Source organism: Pseudogulbenkiania subflava DSM 22618 (genome assembly GCF_900177275.1).
Classification (GTDB): Bacteria; Pseudomonadota; Gammaproteobacteria; order Burkholderiales; family Chromobacteriaceae; genus Pseudogulbenkiania; species Pseudogulbenkiania subflava.
The window spans coordinates 1-21,045 of record NZ_FXAG01000032.1 but is presented as its reverse complement, the minus strand read 5'-3'; the positions used below and the strand labels follow the sequence as shown (position 1 = coordinate 21,045).

The 21,045-nt window shown below is 64.1% G+C and carries 21 protein-coding genes and 1 pseudogene; 9 read left to right on the top strand and 13 right to left on the bottom strand.

Annotation, left to right across the window (positions count from 1 at the left end):
• Positions 1–36: 36 nt before the first annotated feature.
• The 6 genes from rpmJ to rplQ all read left to right on the top strand — a co-directional run bounded on the left by rpmJ (position 37) and on the right by rplQ (position 3,060).
• Positions 37–150 carry a 50S ribosomal protein L36 gene (gene rpmJ, locus B9N72_RS19585; protein WP_011137711.1) on the top strand — a complete coding sequence of 38 codons (114 nt, stop codon included), beginning with the start codon at positions 37–39 and terminating at the stop codon, positions 148–150.
• 70 nt (positions 151–220) lie between these two features.
• Positions 221–583, top strand: a complete 363-nt coding sequence (gene rpsM / locus B9N72_RS19580; RefSeq protein ID WP_085277873.1) for a 30S ribosomal protein S13 — start codon at positions 221–223, stop codon at positions 581–583.
• A gap of 18 nt (positions 584–601) precedes the next feature.
• The gene (gene rpsK / locus B9N72_RS19575) at positions 602–997 is read left to right on the top strand and encodes a 30S ribosomal protein S11 (RefSeq protein ID WP_008955659.1); all 396 of its coding nucleotides are present in this window, start codon (positions 602–604) and stop codon (positions 995–997) included.
• Between the two features lie 18 nt (positions 998–1,015).
• Positions 1,016–1,636 carry a 30S ribosomal protein S4 gene (gene rpsD / locus B9N72_RS19570; protein ID WP_024301238.1) on the top strand — a complete coding sequence of 207 codons (621 nt, stop codon included), beginning with the start codon at positions 1,016–1,018 and terminating at the stop codon, positions 1,634–1,636.
• A 22-nt stretch (positions 1,637–1,658) separates the two neighbouring features.
• On the top strand, positions 1,659–2,642 hold the full coding sequence (locus B9N72_RS19565) for a DNA-directed RNA polymerase subunit alpha (RefSeq protein ID WP_085277881.1): 984 nt from the start codon (positions 1,659–1,661) through the stop codon (positions 2,640–2,642).
• A 25-nt stretch (positions 2,643–2,667) separates the two neighbouring features.
• The gene (gene rplQ / locus B9N72_RS19560) at positions 2,668–3,060 is read left to right on the top strand and encodes a 50S ribosomal protein L17 (RefSeq protein ID WP_008955662.1); all 393 of its coding nucleotides are present in this window, start codon (positions 2,668–2,670) and stop codon (positions 3,058–3,060) included.
• 69 nt (positions 3,061–3,129) lie between these two features.
• On the opposite strand, the gene B9N72_RS19555 is transcribed toward rplQ, so the two are convergent.
• Positions 3,130–4,044, bottom strand: a complete 915-nt coding sequence (locus B9N72_RS19555) for a glutaminase (protein WP_085277872.1) — start codon at positions 4,042–4,044, stop codon at positions 3,130–3,132.
• Between the two features lie 78 nt (positions 4,045–4,122).
• Positions 4,123–4,920 carry an MOSC domain-containing protein gene (locus B9N72_RS19550; protein ID WP_085277871.1) on the bottom strand — a complete coding sequence of 266 codons (798 nt, stop codon included), beginning with the start codon at positions 4,918–4,920 and terminating at the stop codon, positions 4,123–4,125.
• A 531-nt stretch (positions 4,921–5,451) separates the two neighbouring features.
• On the opposite strand from B9N72_RS19550, the gene B9N72_RS19545 reads away from it, so the two are divergent.
• Entirely contained in the window at positions 5,452–7,095 is a 1,644-nt protein-coding gene (locus B9N72_RS19545; RefSeq protein ID WP_085277870.1) for a methyl-accepting chemotaxis protein, read from the top strand.
• 54 nt (positions 7,096–7,149) lie between these two features.
• Here B9N72_RS19545 and lnt read toward each other — a convergent pair whose 3' ends face one another.
• From lnt to B9N72_RS19510, 7 genes are all read right to left on the bottom strand, one after another.
• Positions 7,150–8,634 (bottom strand): apolipoprotein N-acyltransferase, encoded by a 1,485-nt coding sequence (lnt, locus tag B9N72_RS19540; protein WP_085277869.1) that lies wholly within the window; start codon positions 8,632–8,634, stop codon positions 7,150–7,152.
• 3 nt (positions 8,635–8,637) lie between these two features.
• Positions 8,638–9,489, bottom strand: a complete 852-nt coding sequence (locus B9N72_RS19535; protein ID WP_085277868.1) for an HlyC/CorC family transporter — start codon at positions 9,487–9,489, stop codon at positions 8,638–8,640.
• A 4-nt stretch (positions 9,490–9,493) separates the two neighbouring features.
• The gene (ybeY, locus tag B9N72_RS19530; RefSeq protein WP_085277867.1) at positions 9,494–10,000 is read right to left on the bottom strand and encodes an rRNA maturation RNase YbeY; all 507 of its coding nucleotides are present in this window, start codon (positions 9,998–10,000) and stop codon (positions 9,494–9,496) included.
• Positions 9,987–10,958: a PhoH family protein gene (locus B9N72_RS19525; protein ID WP_085277866.1), complete on the bottom strand. Its 972-nt coding sequence runs from the start codon at positions 10,956–10,958 to the stop codon at positions 9,987–9,989. The genes ybeY and B9N72_RS19525 overlap by 14 nt, the downstream gene beginning before the upstream one ends.
• Before the next feature lie 21 nt (positions 10,959–10,979).
• A complete protein-coding gene (locus tag B9N72_RS19520) occupies positions 10,980–11,276 on the bottom strand; it encodes a YciI family protein (protein ID WP_085277865.1) in 297 nt (98 codons plus the stop codon).
• A 68-nt stretch (positions 11,277–11,344) separates the two neighbouring features.
• Positions 11,345–12,679 carry a tRNA (N6-isopentenyl adenosine(37)-C2)-methylthiotransferase MiaB gene (gene miaB / locus B9N72_RS19515; protein WP_085277864.1) on the bottom strand — a complete coding sequence of 445 codons (1,335 nt, stop codon included), beginning with the start codon at positions 12,677–12,679 and terminating at the stop codon, positions 11,345–11,347.
• Positions 12,680–12,702: 23 nt separating this feature from the next.
• Entirely contained in the window at positions 12,703–13,065 is a 363-nt protein-coding gene (locus B9N72_RS19510) for a hypothetical protein (protein WP_085277863.1), read from the bottom strand.
• A 220-nt stretch (positions 13,066–13,285) separates the two neighbouring features.
• Between B9N72_RS19510 and B9N72_RS19505 the strand changes: the two genes are divergently transcribed.
• Positions 13,286–15,949, top strand: a complete 2,664-nt coding sequence (locus tag B9N72_RS19505) for a sensor domain-containing protein (protein WP_085277862.1) — start codon at positions 13,286–13,288, stop codon at positions 15,947–15,949.
• A gap of 34 nt (positions 15,950–15,983) precedes the next feature.
• Here B9N72_RS19505 and B9N72_RS19500 read toward each other — a convergent pair whose 3' ends face one another.
• From B9N72_RS19500 to antA, 4 genes are all read right to left on the bottom strand, one after another.
• Positions 15,984–16,994, bottom strand: coding sequence for an AraC family transcriptional regulator (locus tag B9N72_RS19500; protein ID WP_085277861.1), 1,011 nt, complete (start codon positions 16,992–16,994; stop codon positions 15,984–15,986).
• An 89-nt stretch (positions 16,995–17,083) separates the two neighbouring features.
• Positions 17,084–18,115 (bottom strand): anthranilate 1,2-dioxygenase electron transfer component AntC, encoded by a 1,032-nt coding sequence (gene antC, locus B9N72_RS19495; RefSeq protein ID WP_085277860.1) that lies wholly within the window; start codon positions 18,113–18,115, stop codon positions 17,084–17,086.
• A gap of 16 nt (positions 18,116–18,131) precedes the next feature.
• The gene (antB, locus tag B9N72_RS19490; protein ID WP_085277859.1) at positions 18,132–18,620 is read right to left on the bottom strand and encodes an anthranilate 1,2-dioxygenase small subunit; all 489 of its coding nucleotides are present in this window, start codon (positions 18,618–18,620) and stop codon (positions 18,132–18,134) included.
• A 3-nt stretch (positions 18,621–18,623) separates the two neighbouring features.
• Positions 18,624–20,012 carry an anthranilate 1,2-dioxygenase large subunit gene (gene antA, locus B9N72_RS19485; protein ID WP_085277858.1) on the bottom strand — a complete coding sequence of 463 codons (1,389 nt, stop codon included), beginning with the start codon at positions 20,010–20,012 and terminating at the stop codon, positions 18,624–18,626.
• Between the two features lie 515 nt (positions 20,013–20,527).
• Between antA and B9N72_RS19480 the strand changes: the two are divergent.
• Positions 20,528–21,045, top strand: a pseudogene (locus tag B9N72_RS19480) (muconate cycloisomerase); the annotation flags it as partial.

Sequence of the window (21,045 nt, the reverse complement as noted above, 5' to 3'; positions counted from 1 at the left end):
TGCACTCGCTCTTTTTAGAGATTGAAAGGAACTGACATGCGAGTTCAGCCTTCGGTAAAGAAAATTTGCCGTAACTGTAAAATTATCCGTCGCAACCGTGTTGTTCGCGTGATCTGCACGGATCCCCGTCACAAGCAAAAACAAGGCTAATATTTGTTAGCCCTCGTTTTGCGTGATACAATCGCAAGCTTTTCAAGGTCTTAAGGCTTAAGGAAAGAGTATGGCCCGTATTGCAGGGGTAAACATCCCGAACCATGCGCATGCCGTTATCGGCCTGCAGGCTATTTACGGCATCGGTCAAACTCGTGCTCAGCAAATTTGTGCTGCAGCAGGTGTTGTTGCCTCCACGAAAGTGAAGGATCTGACCGACGCCGAAATGGACAAACTGCGTGAAGAAGTAGCCAAGTTCACCGTTGAAGGTGACCTTCGCCGCGAAATCACCATGAGCATCAAGCGTCTGATGGACATGGGCTCTTACCGTGGCATGCGCCATCGTCGTGGCCTGCCGTGCCGCGGCCAGCGTACTCGCACCAATGCTCGTACCCGTAAAGGTCCGCGCAAGGCGATCGCCGGCAAGAAGTAATCTTAAGGAACACAGATAATGGCTAAAGCAAACACAGCTGTCCGTGTACGCAAAAAAGTGCGCAAGTCTGTTAGCGAAGGTATCGTGCACGTGCACGCTTCGTTCAACAATACGATCATCACTATCACCGACCGTCAAGGCAATGCTTTGTCTTGGGCTACCTCTGGCGGCGCTGGTTTTAAGGGCTCGCGCAAGAGTACACCCTTTGCTGCTCAGGTAGCAGCGGAGCACGCTGGTAAAGTTGCCCAAGAATACGGTGTGAAGAACCTCGAAGTTCGTATCAAAGGCCCGGGTCCGGGTCGTGAATCTGCCGTTCGCGCGCTCAACGCGCTGGGTTTCAAGATCACCAGCATCTCCGACGTGACGCCGGTGCCGCACAACGGCTGCCGTCCGCCCAAGAAACGTCGTATTTAATTCGGAGAGTGTGAGAACATGGCACGTTATATTGGCCCGAAATGTAAACTCGCGCGTCGTGAAGGTACCGACCTGTTCCTGAAGAGCGCGCGTCGTGCACTGGATTCCAAGTGCAAACTGGACAGCATTCCTGGTCAGCATGGCGCTCGCAAGAGCCGTCTGTCTGACTACGGCGTCCAACTGCGTGAAAAGCAGAAAATCCGCCGCATTTACGGCGTGCTCGAGCGCCAGTTCCGCAACTATTTCGCCGAAGCTTCGCGCCTGAAGGGCTCGACCGGCGAAAACCTGCTGAAACTGCTGGAATCCCGCCTCGACAACGTCGTATACCGCATGGGCTTTGGCTCCACCCGCGCCGAAGCGCGTCAGCTGGTGAGCCACAAGGCCATCGTGGTGAACGGTCAAGTTGTGAACATCCCGTCCTTCCAGGTGAAGGCTGGTGATGTCGTTGCCATCCGCGAAAAGGCCAAGAAACAGGCCCGTATCGTCGAAGGCCTGGCTCTGGCCGAGCAGGGTGGTTTCCCGTCTTGGGTTTCTGTTGATTCCAAGAAAATGGAAGGCGTTTTCAAGTCTGCTCCGGAGCGTTCCGAACTGGCTGGCGATATCAACGAACAGCTCGTTGTGGAATTCTACTCCAAGTAATCGCTAGCTCTAGGGAATGACTATGCAAAACAGCGCTTCGGAATTTCTTAAACCGCGACTCATCGATGTGCAGCCGGTTTCGGCTACTCACGCGCGCGTATCGATGGAGCCGTTTGAACGCGGTTATGCCCATACCCTGGGTAATGCCCTGCGTCGCATTCTGCTCTCCTCGATGCCGGGTTTTGCGCCGACCGAAGTCACTATCGCTGGCGTTTTGCATGAGTATTCCGCTCTTGACGGCGTTCGCGAGGATGTCGTCGACATCCTCTTGAACCTCAAGGGCGTGGTGCTTAAGCTGCATGGTCGTGACAGCGTCGTTCTTACCCTCAAGAAAGAGGGTGAGGGCGCTGTTCTGGCTGGCGATATCGAGTTGCCGCACGATGTTGAGGTGATCAATCCGGATCACGTCATCTGCCATCTGGCAGCTGGCGGCAAGATCGATCTGGAGGTGAAGGTCGAGAAGGGTCGTGGTTACCAGCCGGTTAGCGTTCGCGCTAGCCAGGACGATAACCGCGCCATCGGTACTATTCAGCTGGACGCTTCCTTCTCTCCGGTTCGCCGGGTGAGCTTTGGTGTGGAAAGCGCCCGCGTTGAGCAGCGTACCGACCTGGATCGCCTGGTGCTCGATATCGAGACCAACGGTGTGATCGAACCTGAGCAAGCCGTGCGTAACGCCGCGCGCATCCTGATGGACCAGCTGTCGATTTTTGCTGATCTGCAAGGTACTGCGGTTGAAGAAGTCGTTGAAAAGGCGCCGCCGATCGATCCGATCCTGCTGCGCCCGGTCGACGATCTTGAACTGACGGTTCGTTCGGCTAACTGCCTGAAGGCCGAGAACATTTACTACATCGGTGACCTGATTCAGCGTACCGAGACCGAGCTTCTGAAGACCCCGAACCTCGGTCGCAAGTCCCTGAATGAGATCAAGGAAGTTCTCGCGTCCAAAGGCCTGACTCTCGGCATGAAGCTGGAAAACTGGCCGCCGGCAGGGCTGGAAAAACCGTAAGGTTTGAGATTAAAGGACATTAACAATGCGTCATCGTTATAGCAATCGTAAACTGAACCGCACGACTAGCCACCGTCTGGCTATGCTGCGCAACATGGCTAACTCGCTGCTGCGTCACGAAGTCATCGTGACCACGCTGCCGAAGGCCAAGGAACTGCGCCGTGTGGCTGAGCCGCTGATCACGCTGGGCAAGAAGCCGTCGCTGGCAAACCGCCGCTTGGCTTTCGACCGCACTCGTGATCGCGACATCGTGGTAAAACTCTTCGACGTACTGGGTCCGCGCTACACCGCCCGCAATGGCGGTTATGTTCGCATCCTGAAGTACGGCTTCCGCAACGGCGACAACGCTCCGATGGCTCTGGTTGAGCTGCTGGACCGTCCGGAAGATGCGGTAGCAGTGGAAGAAGAAGCCGAGTAACCTTCGGGTGCTCTGAATAAAAAAAGCCAGCGCAAGCTGGCTTTTTTTTTATTTTCCGCTTCGCGAAGGCTAAAAAATGGATAGCCCGGTACGGGTGGTGAAACGGTCGAGCGCTTCCAGCCCGATCAGCGAATTGCCCTGACTGTCGAGCGCCGGACTCCACACCGCCATGCTCAGCTTGCCGGGGATGACCGCCAAGATGCCTCCTCCCACGCCGCTTTTGCACGGCAGCCCAACGCGGTAGGCGAATTCGCCGGCGGCGTCGTAGGTGCCGCAGGTGAGCATGATGGCGTTGACCTGCTTGGCCTGGCTGCGGCTCAGACGCTGCTGGCCGCTGATCGGGGAGAGGCCGTGGTTGGCGAGGTAGAGGCCGGCGCGGGCGAGTTCGGCGCAGCTCAGGGTGATGCTGCAGCTGTGGAAGTAGCTATCCAGCGTGTGGTCGACCGGATTGACCATGTTGCCGTAGCTTTTCATGAAGTGCGCCAGCGCGGCATTGCGGTCGCCGTGCTGTTGTTCGGAATGCGCCACTTCGAGATCGAAGGCGAGGTCGGTGGTGCCGGTTTCCTGGCGCAAGAAATCCAGCAGCACGGCCTTGGCTTCGCCATACAGCGAGTTGGCGAGATCGGTCACCACCAGCGCCCCGGCGTTGATGAAGGGATTCCGTGGAATGCCGTTCTCGTTTTCCAGCTGGATCAGCGAGTTGAAGGGGTTGCCGGACGGCTCCTTGCCAACGCGGGTCCATAGGCTGTCGCCGAGCCGTCCCAGTACCAGCGACAGCATGAACACCTTGGACAGGCTCTGAATCGAGAACCGGGTGTCGGCTTGGCCGGTGGAGTACTGCTGGCCGTCGAGCGTGGCGATGCTGATGGCGAACTGTTGGGGGTTGATCTTGGCCAGGGCGGGGATGTAGTTCGCCACCTTGCCAAGTCCGAAATAGGGGACGATGTCCTGCGCTATTTCATCGAGGAGGGTCTGATAATCCATCTGTCTTGTGTCGTCAGGGTGTGTTGTCGTTGTCGGCCCTCTGGCAGGCTCTTGTCGGCACCCTCTGCGGAGTTGCCGTCAGAAAGTATAACGTAGCTCAAGCACCTCGAAGGGGTCGCCCAGCTGCAGGAGGCCTTCGTTGCGCGGGACGAGGTTGACGCCGAAGCAGATGCCCTCGGGCAGCTGGCGAGTCTTGATCAGGGTGGCGAGGGGTTCGCCGTCGGCTGAGGGCACGCCGTTGTCGGGGTTGACCGTGGTCAGGGTGCAGCGGGTGCAGGGCTTGGCGACGTCGAAGATCACCGCGCCGATGCGCACCACCTTCCAGTCGTCTTCTTCGTAGGGTGCGGCGCCGCTGACCACCAGGTTGGGGCGGAAGTGGCGCTGGGAGACCTGCTCGGGCAACTGGGCGTTGAGTTCGTCGAGCGAACTCTGGTTGAGCAGCAGATAGGGGTAGCCATCGGCAAAGGACAGTCCGTGGTCGCTGGTCTTCTGCTTGCGTTGGGAGTGGCGCCCTAGCCACAGCAGGCGGCAGGGAATACCGAGGTAGCGGCTGAACCAGGCGTCGGTCCGCGGCGAGCCATGATAGGCGGTGAAATGGTCTTTCCAGACGCTGGTTGCGCTGGGGGTGTCGAATTCACTGGCAAGCGCGGCGATGGGGGCTGTATCCGGGGCCTGGAACAGGATGGCGCCGGGGATCAGTGTGCAGCGGATCGTGAGCAGCTGGGGATAGTCGCGTGCGGTAATGAAGCGGCCACTCTCGTCGGTCAGCAGCCACTCTCGGTCGTGCAGCAGGCCCTGCCACGAGGCAAACGCCCGGGTGTACGGAATTCCGCGGGCGGATTTGAGGGGGTGGACGAACATGCTGGCCAGTTGCACGGATCTGCTCCTTGGTGTGTGCGTTGCTACGGGGTGAATGGGTCTCGCCTGGGGCCGCGGCTGCCGTGACGTCGGGCGGCGGTTTGCCGTGGCCTGGCCGCGGTGTGGAGCGTCGGTCTGGTTTGGCTGACTCCCCGGCGATAGGGCTGTCGCGTCTCGCCGGGTGGCGTCATGGTGTTGGCTTCATGGAGCCTGGCCCAACCGGGCGGATGCTCCCTGCGAGGTTAGCAGGCTGGAGCACACTCGGGTAGTGTGAGCGGCATCCGGGTCGAGCCGGCAGGTGCCAGGCGGCTCAAGAATCCCCTTGCCAGGTCGATCAAGAAAAGGAGGTGACGCTCTGGCGCCGCGTGGCGGGCTATTTCTGATCTGGCACGAGGGGGACTGGCGAGTTGGCTACTAGGGTTTTTCCTGAGAGCCTATGCAGATGGCTGAGAGTATCCTGAAGGGGGCTAACTGCTGCCAGGCAGCCTCCGATGTACCCGGCAGTCAGGGTTGGCCGAAGCCGTGTGCCGGCATAACCAGGGGAGAACAATGAAACAAGCAAATCATGGCTGGAGTCTGCGGGCAAGGTTGCTGGGGCTGCTGGGCCTGGTGGCCGTGCTGGTCTGTGTGCAGGGCGGCTGGAGCCTGCTGAGTGAGCGTGACAGCCTGCTGCAGGATCGCAAGGACAAGGTGCGCAATCTGGTCGAGGCGACCGTGGCGGTGGTGGCCAACTACGAGCAGAAGGCTGCCAGCGGGGCGCTGAGCGAAGCGCAGGCCAAGGTGTTGGCGGCGGCGGCGCTCAATGCCATTCGCTACGATGGCAAGGAGTACTTTTTCGCTTACGACCAGAATATGGTGTACGTGGCGCATGGCGCCCGCCCCGACAAGATCGGACAGAGTGCCCACGGCATGAAGACGCCGGAAGGCGTCGACCTGGCGGCGCTGTTTCTGAAAACCGTGCAGGAGGGGCAGGGCAAGGGTTTTGCGCCTTACGTCTGGGACAAGCCGGGCTCCACGACGCCGCAGCCGAAGATATCGTACCTGACGGTCACACCGGGCTGGCACTGGATGATCGGCACCGGGCTGTACCTGGATGATCTCGACGCGGCCTTCCAGCGGGCGCTGCTGGGCTTGGTGCTGCGGGTCGGCGTGGTGCTGGCGTTGCTGCTCGGCGGCGGGCTGCTGCTGGTGCGCAGCGTACTGCGTCAGCTCGGCGGCGAGCCGGCGGCAACGGCCGCCATCGTGCGCCGCATCGCCGACGGCCAGCTGGATGCCTCGATTGCGCTCGCCCCGGGGGATCGCGACAGCTTGCTGGCGGCAGTGGCCGACATGCAGTCGCAGTTGCGCCAGCTGGTGCAGCGGATTGCGGAAGGGGCCAATACCATGTCCGGCATGAGCTCCCGGATCGCCGGCAACGCCGAGTCGGTGGCGCAGTCCTCGGGGCAGCAAAGTGGTGCCGCGACGTCGATGGCGGCCTCGGTGCAGCAGATGACGGTGAGCATCAACCAGATTGCCGAGCATGCCCAGGACGCGCGCCAGCTATCTCAGGCTTCCGGCACGCTGTCGCGCGAGGGCGGGGAGGTGATCGCCAGCGCGGTCGGCGAGATGCAGCGCATCAACGAGTCGGTGGACCAGGCCGCCTCGCGCATCGGCGAGCTGGCCCAGAAGACCCAGACCATTTCCAGCATCATGCAGGTGATCAAGGATATTGCCGATCAGACCAACCTGCTGGCGCTCAACGCGGCGATCGAGGCCGCGCGAGCCGGGGAGAGCGGGCGCGGTTTTGCCGTGGTGGCCGACGAGGTGCGCAAGCTGTCGGAGCGCACCGCCCAGGCTACCCAGGAAATTGCCGGCATGATCGACGAGATCCGCCTTACTTCGGATGCCTCGCACAGCACCATGGCGGAGGCGGTGCAGCGCGTGAAGAGCGGGCTGCAACTGGCGGAGCAGGGTGGGGAGGCGATTGCGCGCATCCGCGACAGCGCCCAGCAGGTGGTGCAGGTGGTGAACGATATCTCGCACTCGCTGAAGGAGCAGAGCGAGGCGAGTCAGGGTATCGCCCGCCACGTCGACGATATCGCGCAGAGCGCGGCGGTCAACGCCGACGCTTCGCTGGGCGCATCGCGTGCGATTGAGGAGTTGCACGCACTGGCCGATACCCTGCGCGACCAGGTGGCGCGGTTCCGCTGGTAAGCGCGCTAGTCGCTGCGAGTAGGCCCGGCCAATGCCGGGCCTTTTTCATGCCGGCTATCCGCGCTGGCGACGCCCGATCAGGATGGCCAGCGTCAGCAGCAGGGCAGCCAGCAGCAGAACCGGGCGGTTGCCGTACTGCATGTAGGGGGTCAGTCCACTGCGTCCCTGTACCATGCCGGACAGCACCTGGCGCGTGAAGGGGGCGGCAATCGAGCCGATTTCGCCATCGGCGTGGATGATCGCGGTCATGCCGGTGTTGGTGGCGCGCAGCATCGGCCGCCCGGTTTCCAGCGCCCGCGTCTGCGATAGCTGAAGATGCTGGCTGGCGGCGTCGCTCTGGCCGAACCAGGCCAGGTTGCTGACGTTGGCGAGCAGGGTGGCCTTGGCGGCCGGGCCGATCAGCTCCTCGCCGAAGCTGTCTTCGTAGCAGACGTTGAACGCCACCTGCTGGCCGGCCATGGCGATTGGCGGCTGGTCGGTGCCGCCGCGGCTGAAGCCGGAGAGCGGCATGTTCATGAAACGGTAAATCCAGCTAGTGACGCCCGGCAGCGGGATGAACTCGCCGAACGGCACCAGGTGGTTCTTGGCGTAGTACGGCAGCCCCGGCGTGGTCGCGGCGATGACGGCGTTGAGGTAGCCACGGCCGTCGTCGGTGCGGCGCGGCACGCCGAAGGCCAGGGCCATCTGGTTGCGCTCGGCGGTGGCCGCGAGCAGACCGAGGAAGCCGGGGGGCAGTTCGTCGAGGAAGACGGGCAGGGCGGTTTCCGGCAGGATCATCAGGTCGGCGCGGGAGTTGGCGACCTGGCGATAGTAGCTGGTGAGGGTGTATTCGTAGATCGCCGGATCCCACTTCAGGCTCTGCGGGATGTTGCCCTGGGCCAGCGCCACGCGCAGCGGCTTGCCCACGGGCCGGGTCCACTCGATCGCCTTGAGCTGCTGACCGCCGGCCCAGAACGCGGCGACGGTCAGCAGCAGCGCCAGGCGCCAGCGGTTGGCGAGGCGGGGCAGCACGATCAAGGCGCCGGCGCTGAACGCCACCAGCAGGGTGACGCCGTAGACACCGGATACGGCGGCGTAGCCCGCCAGCGGGCTCTCGGTGATCTGGGAGTAGCCGGCGGTGCCCCAGGGGAAGCCGGTGAGCATCCAGCCGCGCAGCCATTCGGTCAGGGTCCACAGGGCCGGGAACAGCACCAGCCAGCGCATGGCGGGGCGGCGCTCGATGCGGCAGGCGAGCCACAGCGCGAGGCCGGGGTAGAGCGCGAGGTAGGCCGGCAGCAGCGCCGTCATCGGCGCGGCGAGCCAGAACGGCATGCCGGCGATGTCGTGCAGGCTGTAGTAGATCCAGTGGAAGTTGGCGGTGTAGGCGGCGATGCCCCAGCTGTAGCCGAGCCAGAAGGCGCGCTGGGGGCGGCGCTGGGCCAGTTCGGCGAGCGCCGCGAGGGCGAGCGGCATCAACCAGAACAGGCGGTAGGGGGCGAAGGCGAACAGCGTGACGGCGCCGGCGAGCGCGGCCACGAGCAGGAACAGGAAGGTGCGCATGGGTCAGGGTGTGAGCGGCTGGTCCTGGGATTGCAGGCGTTCGACCAGCAGGGTGTGCAGACGGCGGCCGTCGGTGCGGATCACGGTGAAGCGCAGGTCGTCGCTTTGCACCGTTTCGCCGCGCTTGGGCAGGTGGCCGAACAAGGAGATCACCAGGCCGCCGATGGTATCGACGTCGTTGTCGGCAAAGCCGGTATCGAAGTAGTGGTTGAAGTCGGCGATCTCGGTCAGCGCCTTGACGCGGTAGCGCTGGCCGCGCACCGGGATGATGTTGTCGGCGCTGTCGTCGTTGTCGTATTCGTCCTCGATGTCGCCGACGATCTGCTCGATGACGTCTTCGATGGTGACGAGGCCGGCGACGCCGCCGTATTCATCGACCACGATGGCCATGTGGTTGCGCATGGTGCGGAAGTCGCGCAGCAGCAGGTTGAGCGGTTTGGATTCCGGGACGAACACCGCCTGGCGCAGGATGTCGGCCAGCTTGAAGGTGGCGGGCTGGTGGAAGTAGCGCAGCAGGTCCTTGGCGAGCAGGATGCCCTGCACATCGTCCTTGTCGTCACCGATCACCGGGAAACGCGAGTGCCCGGTCTCGATGACGAAGGGCAGCAGTTTCTCCACGGTTTCATCGTGCCGGACCACGTCCATCAGGCTGCGCGACACCATGACGTCGCGCACGGTCAGTTCGCTGACCGAGAGCACGCCCTCGATCATGCCGAGCGCTTCGGCGTCGAGCAGGTTGCGCTCGAAAGCCGAGTGCAGCAGGTCGACCAGTTCCTTGCGGTCTTCCGGCTCGCGCAGCAGCAGCGTCGACAGGCGCTCCAGCCAACCGGGTCTGCTCTTGCTGGAATCGTCCATGGTGTCAGGTTTTCTCCGCCGCGTAGGGGTCCGGATAGCCTAGCTTGGCGAGAATGGCGGTTTCAAGCGCCTCCATGACCTCGGCCTCGTCGTCGTCTTCATGGTCGTAGCCCTGCAGGTGCAGCATGCCGTGCACGGTAAGGTGGGCGTAGTGGGCCGCGAGCGGGGTGTCCTGCTCGGAGGCTTCGCGTTCCACCACCGGTACGCACAGCACCAGGTCGCCGAACAAGGGCATGCCGGGGAGGGTTTCGCCTTCGTTGAGGGCGAAGCTCAGCACGTTGGTGGCGTAGTCCTTGCCGCGGTAGTCGCGGTTGAGGGCGCGGCCTTCTTCGCTTTCGACCAGCAGCAGGCTGATCTGGGCTTTCTGCACGTCGGCCTGCAAGGCGGCGCGGGCCCAGCGCTGTAGGTCGGCGGTGCTGGGTAGGTTGGCGGCGTCGCTGCGGATATCCAGCGTCAGTTCCAGGCGTTCGGCCAACCTTTGTCGCAGCGGGGTGCGCTTAGCTCTTTTCATCGGACTTGCTTTGCGTGAGTTCTTTCAGTTGATGGGCGTCGTAGGCGTCGACGATTTTCTGCACCAGCGGGTGGCGCACCACGTCGTCGCTCTGGAAGTGATGGAAGTGGATGCCGCGCACGTGGCCCAGGATGCGCTCGACCTCGACCAGGCCGCTTTTCTGGTGGCGCGCCAGGTCGATCTGGGTGATGTCGCCGGTGATCACCGCCTTGGAGCCGAAGCCGATGCGCGTCAGGAACATCTTCATTTGCTCGGGGGTGGTGTTCTGCGCCTCGTCGAGGATGATGAAGGCGCTGTTGAGGGTGCGCCCGCGCATGTAGGCGAGCGGGGCGATTTCGATCAGGTTCTTCTCGAACAGCCGGGTCACCTTGTCGAAGCCCATCAGGTCGTAGAGTGCGTCGTACAGCGGGCGCAGGTAGGGGTCGACCTTCTGCGCCAGGTCCCCGGGCAAAAAGCCGAGCTTCTCGCCGGCCTCGACCGCCGGGCGTACCAGCACGATGCGCTTGATGGCGTCACGTTCCATGGCGTCCACCGCGCAGGCGACGGCGAGGTAGGTCTTGCCGGTGCCGGCCGGGCCGATGCCGAAGGTGATGTCGTGCTGCTGGATGGCCTTGATGTAGCTGTTCTGGCGTGGGGTGCGGCCGCGCAGGTCGCCACGGCGCGTCGCCAGCACCGGCGCTTCTTCTTCCGGCGTGGCGTCGTGTTGCCGCACTTCGACCAGGCCGAGCTGGATGTCGTCGATCGACAGCTCCTGTTTTTCGGCCTGCAGATAGAAGCGCGTCAGCGCGGTGGCGGCGTCCGCGGCGCGCGGGCCGCGGATGCGGAAGCCTTCGCCGCGGCGCTGGATCACCACGTCCAGCCCGGTTTCGATCTGCTTGAGGTTTTCGTCGAGTGGGCCGCACAGGCGGGCCAGCCGTTCGTTGTCGATGGGGTTGAAGCTTAGCTGTTCGGTTTGCAAGGGGGATCGGCTCCGCGGCGTTCAGACGGGCAGGGGCTCGCGCAAGGCGTCGAGGTCTGCCGCGGTCAGGGTCGGAATGAATTCGGTGATGTCGTACTGGGCCAGGCCGGCCTGTGCGAACGGGTCTTCGGCCAACCTTTGTTCCAGCGCGGCCCGTTCGCCGCGCGCCAGGATCACGCCGCCGCTGCGCGGCACCTTGCGCCCCGAGGCCAGGAAGGCGCCGTCGGCGTAGCCGCGTTGCAGCCAGGCGACGTGGGCATCGATCAGGGCATCGATGGCGGCGAGCGGGGCGGTGTAGCTGAGGGAGACGATGAACATGGTTGGCCGAAGCGTGAACGGTAGGATTTATTTAAGGATACGCCCGGCATGGGCCGGGCGGAACTCCTTCAGACGGTTTCGGTGGTCACGATTTCGCCCGCCAGCGAGTGCGGGCGCGCCTCGGTGATGCGCACCTCGATCATCTGGTTCAACAGGCGCGGGTTGCCGATGAAGTTGACCACGCGGTTGTTCATGGTGCGGGCCGCCAGCATGTTCGGGTCCTTCTTCGATACCGCTTCGACCAGCACGCGCTGCACCGTGCCGACCATGCTCTGGTTGATGGCGAAGCCCTTGGCCTCGATCACTTCGTTCAAGGCTTCGAGGCGACGGACCTTCTCTTCGTGCGGCGTGTCGTCCGGCAGGTTCGAGGCCGGGGTGCCGGGGCGCGGGCTGTAGATGAACACGAAGCTGAAGTCGAACTCCAGGTCCTTGACCAGCTTGAGCGTGGCGTTGAAGTCTTCCTCGGTTTCGCCCGGGAAGCCGACGATGAAGTCGGACGACAGGCACAGGTCGGGGCGGATGGCACGCAGCTTGCGGATGATCGACTTGTATTCCAGCGCGGTGTAGCCGCGTTTCATCGCCATCAGCACGCGGTCGCAACCGCTCTGCACCGGCAGGTGCAGGTGCGACACGAGCTTGGGCAGCTTGGCGTAGCAGTCGATGATGCGCTGGCTGAATTCGCGCGGGTGGCTGGTGGTGAAGCGGATGCGCTCCACGCCCGGCACTTCGTGCACGTATTCCAGCAGCAGCGCGAAGTCGGCGATCTCGCCGTCGGCCATCAGGCCGCGGTAGGCGTTGACGTTCTGCCCCAGCAGGGTGATTTCCTTGACGCCCTGGGCGGCGAGGCCGGCAATTTCGACCAGCACGTCGTCGAACGGGCGGCTCACTTCCTCGCCGCGGGTGTAGGGCACCACGCAGAACGAGCAGTACTTGGAGCAGCCTTCCATGATCGAGACGAAGGCGGCGCCGCCGTCGACCTTGGCGGGCGGGATGTGGTCGAACTTCTCGATCTCGGGGAAGGAGATGTCGACCTGGGCCGCGCCGCTGTCCTGCTTGGCGCGGATCAGCTCGGGCAGGCGGTGCAGGGTCTGCGGGCCGAACACCACGTCCACGTAGGGCGCGCGCTTGACGATGGTGTCGCCTTCCTGCGACGCCACGCAGCCGCCGACGCCGATGATCAGGTCGGGTCTGGCGTCCTTCAGCGGACGGATGCGGCCGAGGTCGGAGAACACCTTCTCCTGCGCCTTTTCGCGCACGCTACAGGTGTTGAACAGGATGACGTCGGCCTCTTCGGGGTTGTCCGTCTTGACCATGCCTTCGGCGTCACCGAGCACGTCGACCATCTTGTCGGAGTCGTACTCGTTCATCTGGCAGCCGAAGGTCTTGATATATACCTTCTTCATGGCAACAGCGATTCCAGCTAGGGTTATGGCCGGGCCAGGGTGCGCAGATCGTCGTCCGTCAGTACCCAGATCCGGTTGATGGCGCCTGACATATCGACCGTCACCCCCACGCGCCGGCCCACCAGTCCCGGCAGCTGGCCGGTCAGCAGGAAGCGGTTGTTCTCGTCGAGGATGCGCACGCCGGGCGCCAGCGGATAGGCGGTGCCGGACGGGATGAAGAGTCCGGTGAGAGCCTGCAGCCAGGAGCGCTCGGCCGCGAAGCTGATCTGTGCGCTGTCGGCGGCGTTGATTTCTCCGATCTGCAGGGTGGCGGGCAGCACGCGGCCGGCCAGGGCGCTCTGAGCGCACAGCAGGGTGACGAGGAGGGCGAGGAGTCGTGTTTTCATAGGCAAATGAACATGTTGCGCGAGTCTACCATAGACTCTCCGAAGGTAGGCGCCGGCCCGCGGCAAAGCGGGATTTTTCCTGTCGGTCAGGATGGTTGCGGCTCGCACTGCAACGACAAGAGGGCCGCACGGGCGGGCGTCGCCCATTATAATGCCAATTACATGACGCGCCGGGGTGTTGCCGGCACGTTCCCCCTATCGTTCCCCGACCTGGAGCCCCATGACTCACCAGCGCCAAGCGCTGCGCCTGTCCGGTACGTTCGCCTTGGCGGGCGTACTGTGGATCGTGCTCAGCGACCGTTTCCTGGCCTCGCTGCCGGTCAGCACACAGACCCTGACGATGCTGCAGACCTACAAGGGGATGGGCTTCGTCGCCGGCATCTCGCTGCTGCTCTACTACCTAGTGCGGCGTGCCCTGAAGTCGCAGGCGCAGCTGCTGGCCCAGCTTCGGCGCAACCAGGCGCTGTTCCAGGAGGCGCAGCTGAGCGCGCAGCTGGGTAGCTGGGAATATGACAGCGCGCGCCGCGAGTTCCTCTGGAGCGGCGCCGCCCAGCAGTTGCTGGGGCTGCCCGCCAGCGAGATGCGCACGGCACGCGACACCCTGCTGCAGCGGGTGGCGGCGAGCGATCGCTTGCGGGTGGCGGCGGTACTCGACGCCATGTTGGCCGAAGGCAGCGGCAGCGTCGAATTCTGCCGTGCCGGCACCGTCGCAGCGCCGGTGTGGCTGCGGCTGCACTACCAGGTGCACCTCGACGAGGAGGCGCCCGGTCTGGTGCTGGGCGCGCTGCAGGACATCAGCGCCCAGAAGACGCAGGATGATGCCTTGCGCGAGCGCGAGCAGCTGTTTCGCGGCACCTTCGAGCAGGCGGCGGTGGGGATCGCCCACCTCGGGCTCGATGGCCACTGCATCCGCGTCAACCAGCGCTTGTGCGACATCCTCGGCTACTCGCGCGAAGAGCTGCTGCGGCTGACCTTTCAGGACATCACCCATCCCGCCGACCGGGACATCGATCTGGCGATGACGCGACGCCTGCTCGGCGGCGAGATTCCCAGTTTTTCCATCGAGAAACGCTATCGGCAGCGGGGCGGCCAACTGGTCTGGGCCAATCTCACCGCGGCGTTGATGCGCGGTGAAGGCGGGCGGCCGGAATATTTCATCTTGGTGGTGGAGGACATCTCGGCGCGCAAGCAATCGGAAGAGGCCCAGCAGCTTGCGCTGACGGTGTTCGACAGCATGCTCGAGGGCGTGATCATTACCGACCACCGCCGCCGCATCCTGGCGGTGAACGCCGCCTTCGGCGAGATCACCCACTATCCGGTGGAGGCCCTGCTGGGACGGACGCCGCCCTTGTGGCGCACGGCGCACCAGGATGCCGCGTTCTACCGCCGTGTCTGGCGGCAGTTGCTCGCGAGCGGGCGCTGGGAGGGCGAGCTCTGGCATCGCAAGCAGGACGGCACGCCGTTTCCGCTGTGGCTGTCGATCAGCTGCGTGCGCGACGAGCAGGGCCGGCCGCGCCAGTACGTCTTCGTGTTCAACGACATCAGCCAGCTCAAGGACAGCCAGGAGCAGTTGGAGCGACTGGCGCATTACGATCTCCTCACCGGGCTGCCCAATCGCCACCTGGCGCTGGCCCGGCTGGAGCACGCCCTGGAGCGGGCCCGGCGTCATGCCTTCCCGCTCGCGGTGATGTTCATCGATCTCGACCGCTTCAAGACCGTCAACGACAGCCTCGGGCATCAGGCGGGCGATGAGCTGCTGGTGGCCATCGCGCAGCGCCTGCGTCAGCGGCTGCGCCAGGAGGATTTGCTGGCGCGCCTGGGGGGCGACGAGTTCCTGGTGGTGATCGAGGAGGCGCCGGTGCAGCAGGTCGCCACCATTGCGCACGCCTTGCTCAAGGTGGTCGATCAGCCTTTCAGCTTTTCCGGCGGGGGCGAGGCCTATGTCGGCGCCAGCATCGGCATCAGCCTTCACCCCGGCGACGGGCGCAGCGCCAGCGAGCTGATCCGCAACGCCGATGCCGCGATGTACCTGGCCAAAGCCCAGGGCAGCAACGCGTTCCGCTTCTACACCGAGTCGCTCACGCGCGCCGCCAACGAGCGGCTGAGCATGGAAACCAGCCTGCGCCGGGCGCTGCGGCACAAGGAGTTCGTGCTGCACTACCAGCCCCTGGTCGAGCTGGCGAGTGGCCGGGTGCTGGGGGCCGAGGTGCTGGTGCGCTGGCAGCCGCCGGGGGAGGCGCTGGTGCCACCGTCGCGTTTCATTCCCCTGGCCGAGGAGACCGGGTTGATCGTCCCGCTCGGCGACTGGGTGTTGCACGAGGCATGCCGCCAGGGCAAGGCCTGGCTCGACGCCGGGCTGCCGTTGCTGCTGGCGGTCAACCTCTCGCCGCGGCAGTTCCTGCGGCACGATCTGGTGGGCCAGGTGCGCAAGGCGTTGCAGAGCAGCGGCCTGCCGCCGGCACAGCTGGAACTGGAGTTGACCGAGGGGGCGCTGATGGAGCAGGCCGAGCAGGCGGTGAAGACGCTGCATGCACTCAAGCGGCTCGGGGTGAGCCTGGCCATCGACGACTTCGGCACCGGCTACTCCTCGCTGGCCTACCTCAAGCGTTTCCCGCTCGACAAGCTGAAGATCGATCGCAGCTTCGTGCGCGATCTGCCGCGCGACAGCAGCGATGCCGAGATCGTCACTACCATCATCGCCATGGTGCGCAACCTCAAGCTGGAGGCGTTGGCCGAAGGGGTGGAAACGCCGCAGCAGCTGGCGTTCCTGCGCCAGCTGGGGTGCGACAGCGGCCAGGGCTACCTGTTCAGCCCGCCGCTGCCGGCCGAGGCGTTCGAGCGCTGGCTGCGCGATGGCGGCGGCGTGATCGCGCCGCCGCCTTGAGTCGGGGTGGCGCCCGGCCGCGGGGCAGTGGGGGCTAGCGCCGGGCGATGCGGCTCAGGGTCTGCGACGGTGTTTCGTCGAACAGTTTCTTGTAGTCGCTGGAGAAGCGTCCCAGATGGGTGAAGCCCCAGCTCATGGCGATGCTGGAGATATTGCGGCCGGAACGGTCCGCCAGGATGTCGCGCCGCACCGCCTCGAGCCGGAATTGCTTGAGATAGGCGATTGGCGCCAGGCCGAAATGGCGCTTGAAGCCCTCGAACAGCTTGAAGCGCGAGACGCCGGCCACGTGCTCGATGTCCTCCAGGTTCAAGTCCTCGTGCGCGTTTTCGTGGATGTATTGCCGGGCGCGCGTCAGATAGTGCGGACAGGACGGCGCCAGCATGCTGGCCAGTTCGTCCGAGTAGTTGTGCGGCTGCGACAGCAGCAGCCCCTTGATCAGGACGTGCTCCAGATCGTTCGCCATGTAGAGGTGGCTGAACAGCTTGCCGGTGCGCTCCATCTCGCTCAGCAGGTATTTGACCATGCGCCACCAGGCGGCCTGATCGCCGCTATTGGCATCCATGCCTGCCTGGAAGGTCAGCGGGGTATCGAGAGGGCGTTGCAGCAGGTTTTCCAGCACCTTGCGCAGGGCCGGGCGCGGGATGGCCACCAGAATCTTGCGGCAGTTGCCGGCGATGGTGAGTGCCTGGTTTTCATGCGGCTGCAAGATCAAGCCCTTGTTGCTGTCGGACAGCAGCAGGCGGCCTTCCGCCGACAGCTCCTGCTCGCCCACCAGCGGCAGGCTGACGCTGTAGCAGTTGAGCGGGGTATCCTCGCGCACGACCACGGTGACGTCGGTGCCATACTCGACATAACCGAGCGACGTGGCCATCGAGCGCAGCACGTTGCCGGCGTGGTGAAACTGCAGTCGCTGCGGGCAGCTCACTTCCAGCCCGTGCGGTCCGCAGATGCCGGCCATCCAGTCGCGCGCGCCGTCCAGGTCGTTACGCAGCGCGTGTATGCCAAGACAATCGCACTCGGCTTGCGTTTGCTTCTGTTCGCTCATGGCTGCCCTCCGCCTACGCCTAGCATAGGGAATTTGGAAGCAATTTCATAGACTTGGCCGTACCCGCCGGAGCGGGCACGGTCCGAGGGTCAGCGGCTGGTGTTGCTGTCGCCGAACTTCTCGTAGTAGAGGCGGGTGTCTTCCAGGCCTTGCGCGTCCAGCCACTGCCTGATCGCCTCGACCATTGGCGGCGGGCCGCACAGGTACATGTCGAACGGGTTCGCCTCGAGGAAGCGGCGGTCGAGATGCTCGGGGATCAGTCCGGTCTTGCCCGCCCACTCCGGCGACGGGTTCATCACCACGATCTGGTACGAGAAATCGGCGATGCGCTCGGCGTAGCCCGCCAGCCGTTCCAGCTCGCACAGGTCGCGCGCGTTGCTCACGCCGTAGTACAAGCGCACCGGCTGGCCACAGCCACCCTGTTCGGCCAACTGGTCGAGCATGCCGAGGAAGGCCGACAGCCCGGTGCCGCCGGCCACCATCACCAGTGGCCGCTCGACCTGGCGCAGGTAGAACGCGCCCAGCGGGGCTTCGAACTCGATGGTCTGGCCTGGCTGACAGCGCTCGCGCAGGTAGTTGCTCATCGCCCCGTCCGGCAGCAGGCGGATCAGGAATTGCAGCTGGTTGCGCGGGTTGGGGCGGTTGGCGAACGAGTACGAGCGCCAGGCGCCGCTGCCCGGCACCTGCAGCCGCGCGTACTGGCCGGGCAGGAAGTCCAATTGCTTCGGGCAGGCGCTGGCGTCCAGGTGCAGGATGGCGGTGGTCTCGGACACCTGCTGCACTCCGCTCACGTTGGCCGAAAGCAGGCTGGTGCCGCCGGCGTGGCACAGGCTGGAGTCGAAATCGAAGTAGAACGAGGCGTCCGACTGCACCCGCGTCTGGCAGGTCAGCACCTTGCGGGCGGCGAGATCCGTCGCCGACAGGGTCTCCTCGTCGACGTAGTCCTGGCTGTAGCGGCCCGATTCGCAGCGGCCCTGGCAGGTGCCGCACACGCCCTCGCGGCAGTCGAGCGGGATGTTCACCCCGTTGCGCAGCGCGGCGTCGAGCAGGACTTCGTTGGGCCGGATGTCGAAGAACAGCGTTTTGCCGTCGGCAAAACTGAAGGCGACTTTGTGGCTCATGGGGTAGTCCTCCCGCTTACAGGTGGTAGAAGTCCAGCACCGCATTGATGGTGTCGTTGAGCAGCAACACGTGTTTCCGCACGATCTTCCAGCTCTCGCCCTCGGAGCGCAGCCGGTAGCTGACGCGACCGAAGAAGTGCTCGGCGACGCCGTGGCGGCTGTAGAAGGTGGTCCAGTTGGCCTTCACCTCGAGCTGGCCGTCCGGGCGCTCGTCGATGCGCACGTTGCTGATTTGGTGCAGGGTGCGCGGCAGCGGCGTGGACGCGGCCGACTTGCCGGTGCGCAGGCGGAACACGCGGTCTTCCAGCCCGGAGCGGTTGCGGTAATAGATCAGCGACATGCCGCGCTTGGGGTCGGTGGTGTACTCGTGTTCGGAATCCCACTGCGGCACGTGGAATTCGCTGTCCTCGTCGAACAGATCGAGGTAGGCGTCCCAGTCCTGCGCGTCGCACAACTCGGCCTTGCGGTAGAGAAACTGTTCGATCGCATGTTGTCGTTGGCTCATGGCTCAAATCTCCTTGCTGTCGTTGCTCTTCTGCTGCAGGCCCTTGAGCAGGAACGCGCGCCAGGCGCCGTGCTGGTTGACGTACAGGCCCTCGTGGGTCAGTTCGGTGCCGGTCAGTACCGGCTGGATGCCGAGCAGACTGCTGTTCGGGGTGGCACCTTGCACCCACTTGTGGTGGCCGCGCGAGATGTCGTTCCAGCGCTCCAGGCGAGCCTGGAAGCCGCGCTGCTGCTCGCGGAATTCCACCAGGTCGTCCGGCGTGCCCATGCCGGAGACGTTGAAGAAGTCCTCGAACTGGCGGATGCGGTTTTCGCGGTCCTGCTCCGATTCGCCCTTCACGGCGAGGCACTGGCTGATGATCTCGGTCTTGTTCCAGGCCACCGGGCGCACGATGCGCAGCTGCGAGCTGATCTGGTCCATGAAGAACAGGCTGGGGTAGATGTTGAGGTTGCGCAGGCGGTGCATCATCCATTCCGCCTTGGCCTGGCCGTGCTCCTGCACCAGGCGCGGCATCACGCTGGCGTAGCCGGGGCGCACCGCCGGGTTGGGCATGTCGCTGAACAGCACGCTGTGGCCGTTCCTGAACGAGAACCAGCCGTCGTCGGTCTCGGCATCGCCGGCGCCGAGCTTGCTGTAGTCGAGCGTGCCGCTGCCGGCCTTGCCCTTTTTCGAGTTGGCTTCCTGGCGGTGCTGGACCGTGGCCACGTAGTTGTAGTGCACGGTGCTGACGTGGTAACCGTCCAGGCCGTTCTCGTTCTGCAGCTTCCAGTTGCCGTCGAAGGTGTAGGTGGATTTGCCCGGCAGCACTTCCAGTTCGCCGGTGGGGGACTGCGCCACCATCATGTCGAAGAAGACGCGTGCATCGCCCAGGTAGTCTTCCAGCGTGTCGCTGCCGTTCGCGGCCAGGCTGATGAAGACGAAACCCTTGTAGCTGGCGATGCGCGCCTTCTTCAGGCCGCGTGCGGATTTGTCGAAGTCTTCGCAGTATTCGCCCGGCGCCTTTACCTTCAGCAGGCGGCCGTCGTTCTTGTAGCACCAGGCGTGGAACGGGCAGGTGAAGGTGGATTGATTGCCCTTGCTCATGCGCGTCAGCGTGGCGCCGCGGTGCTGACAGGCGTTGATCATGGCGTTCAGTCCGCCGTTGCCGTCGCGCGTGATGATCATCGGCATGCGGCCGGCGCGCAGGGTGATGAAGTCGTGCGGGTTGGGTATCTCGCTTTCATGGCAAGCGTAGATCCAGTTCTTCTCGAAGATGAATTCCATCTCCAGTTCGAACAGTTCCGGTTCGGTAAACATCTCGCGCGCCATCCGGTACACGCCTTCCGCGGGACGGAAGTCCAGACAGCCGCCGATGAATTCTTGCCATTGCGATGGGGTTCTTGCCGTGCTCATGATCCGTTCTCCTCCTGCCTTGTGATGGTCTTTTAATCACGCTAAGACCACGGCGATTGAATACCTGATCGGGGGCCGGAGCTATCCGGCTACTTGGCGTTCGCTATCCGTTTTTTTGGGACTGTACTTTCTCTCTCCTCCTTGAGCGCTTCCGGCGCGTGTCCATGCCATCCGGGAGGCGGCCCCGTTACGGCCCGCGCCGCATGGGCGCGTCCTTTGTCCTTCTCCTCCTCGCCATCCGCCGCAAAAAAAGCGGATAGCCATTGACCAGTAGCCGGATAGCTCCCCGGCGCCAACGGGTATTCAATCGTCTCTAGCCAGACCGCACGTCGCAACGTCCCTCGCCGGGCTCCGCGACGAGGTGGGGCGGGCGGGAGTGCAGGGCAGATGGGGTGCTCACCAAATGGATACCTGAAGGGTATCGATCTGATGCTAAAACAGTATTGGATGGTGAAAAAATAACCTAATAAGCTGCTGTTTCAGTTGGTAATTTTAGCGATTGATACTTTAAAGACATGATCAGATCCATCGAGACCATCCTGGTCGATGTCCCCACCATCCGCCCGCACAAGTTGTCGGTGGCCACCATGAACACCCAGACCCTGGTGCTGGTGCGCGTGCTGTGCGAAGACGGGATCGAGGGCTGGGGCGAGGCGACCACCATCGGCGGCCTGAACTACGGCGACGAGAGTCCCGAGAGCGTCAAGGTCAACATCGACACGCACATCGCCCCGTTGCTGATCGGTCAGGAGGCGCGCCACGTCGCCGCGGCGATGGCGCGGGTGCGCAAGGTCATCCAGGGCAACCGCTTCGCCAAGTGCGCGCTGGAAACCTCGCTGCTGGACGCCCAGGCCCGCCGCCTCGGCATCCCGCTGTCCGAACTGTTGGGCGGCCGCCTGCGCGACGCGCTGCCGGTGGCCTGGACCCTGGCCAGCGGCGACACCGCCAAGGACATCGCCGAAGCCGAGAGCATGCTCGAGCAGCGCCGCCACCGCCTCTTCAAGCTCAAGATCGGCCTGCGCCCGGTGGCCGA

What these genes read in the sequence shown, in the direction of transcription:
- B9N72_RS19545 (WP_085277870.1), top strand. Translation starts at nt 5,452, where the DNA reads ATGAAACAAGCAAATCATGGCTGGAGTCTGCGGGCAAGGTTGCTGGGG.
- ybeY (WP_085277867.1), bottom strand. Translation starts at nt 10,000, where the DNA reads ATGAAAAGAGCTAAGCGCACCCCGCTGCGACAAAGGTTGGCCGAACGC.
- lnt (WP_085277869.1), bottom strand. Translation starts at nt 8,634, where the DNA reads ATGCGCACCTTCCTGTTCCTGCTCGTGGCCGCGCTCGCCGGCGCCGTC.
- B9N72_RS19535 (WP_085277868.1), bottom strand. Translation starts at nt 9,489, where the DNA reads ATGGACGATTCCAGCAAGAGCAGACCCGGTTGGCTGGAGCGCCTGTCG.
- miaB (WP_085277864.1), bottom strand. Translation starts at nt 12,679, where the DNA reads ATGAAGAAGGTATATATCAAGACCTTCGGCTGCCAGATGAACGAGTAC.
- rpsM (WP_085277873.1), top strand. Translation starts at nt 221, where the DNA reads ATGGCCCGTATTGCAGGGGTAAACATCCCGAACCATGCGCATGCCGTT.
- B9N72_RS19565 (WP_085277881.1), top strand. Translation starts at nt 1,659, where the DNA reads ATGCAAAACAGCGCTTCGGAATTTCTTAAACCGCGACTCATCGATGTG.
- B9N72_RS19555 (WP_085277872.1), bottom strand. Translation starts at nt 4,044, where the DNA reads ATGGATTATCAGACCCTCCTCGATGAAATAGCGCAGGACATCGTCCCC.
- antA (WP_085277858.1), bottom strand. Translation starts at nt 20,012, where the DNA reads ATGAGCACGGCAAGAACCCCATCGCAATGGCAAGAATTCATCGGCGGC.
- rpsK (WP_008955659.1), top strand. Translation starts at nt 602, where the DNA reads ATGGCTAAAGCAAACACAGCTGTCCGTGTACGCAAAAAAGTGCGCAAG.
- antC (WP_085277860.1), bottom strand. Translation starts at nt 18,115, where the DNA reads ATGAGCCACAAAGTCGCCTTCAGTTTTGCCGACGGCAAAACGCTGTTC.
- B9N72_RS19520 (WP_085277865.1), bottom strand. Translation starts at nt 11,276, where the DNA reads ATGTTCATCGTCTCCCTCAGCTACACCGCCCCGCTCGCCGCCATCGAT.
- rpsD (WP_024301238.1), top strand. Translation starts at nt 1,016, where the DNA reads ATGGCACGTTATATTGGCCCGAAATGTAAACTCGCGCGTCGTGAAGGT.
- B9N72_RS19500 (WP_085277861.1), bottom strand. Translation starts at nt 16,994, where the DNA reads ATGAGCGAACAGAAGCAAACGCAAGCCGAGTGCGATTGTCTTGGCATA.
- B9N72_RS19505 (WP_085277862.1), top strand. Translation starts at nt 13,286, where the DNA reads ATGACTCACCAGCGCCAAGCGCTGCGCCTGTCCGGTACGTTCGCCTTG.
- rpmJ (WP_011137711.1), top strand. Translation starts at nt 37, where the DNA reads ATGCGAGTTCAGCCTTCGGTAAAGAAAATTTGCCGTAACTGTAAAATT.
- rplQ (WP_008955662.1), top strand. Translation starts at nt 2,668, where the DNA reads ATGCGTCATCGTTATAGCAATCGTAAACTGAACCGCACGACTAGCCAC.
- B9N72_RS19510 (WP_085277863.1), bottom strand. Translation starts at nt 13,065, where the DNA reads ATGAAAACACGACTCCTCGCCCTCCTCGTCACCCTGCTGTGCGCTCAG.
- antB (WP_085277859.1), bottom strand. Translation starts at nt 18,620, where the DNA reads ATGAGCCAACGACAACATGCGATCGAACAGTTTCTCTACCGCAAGGCC.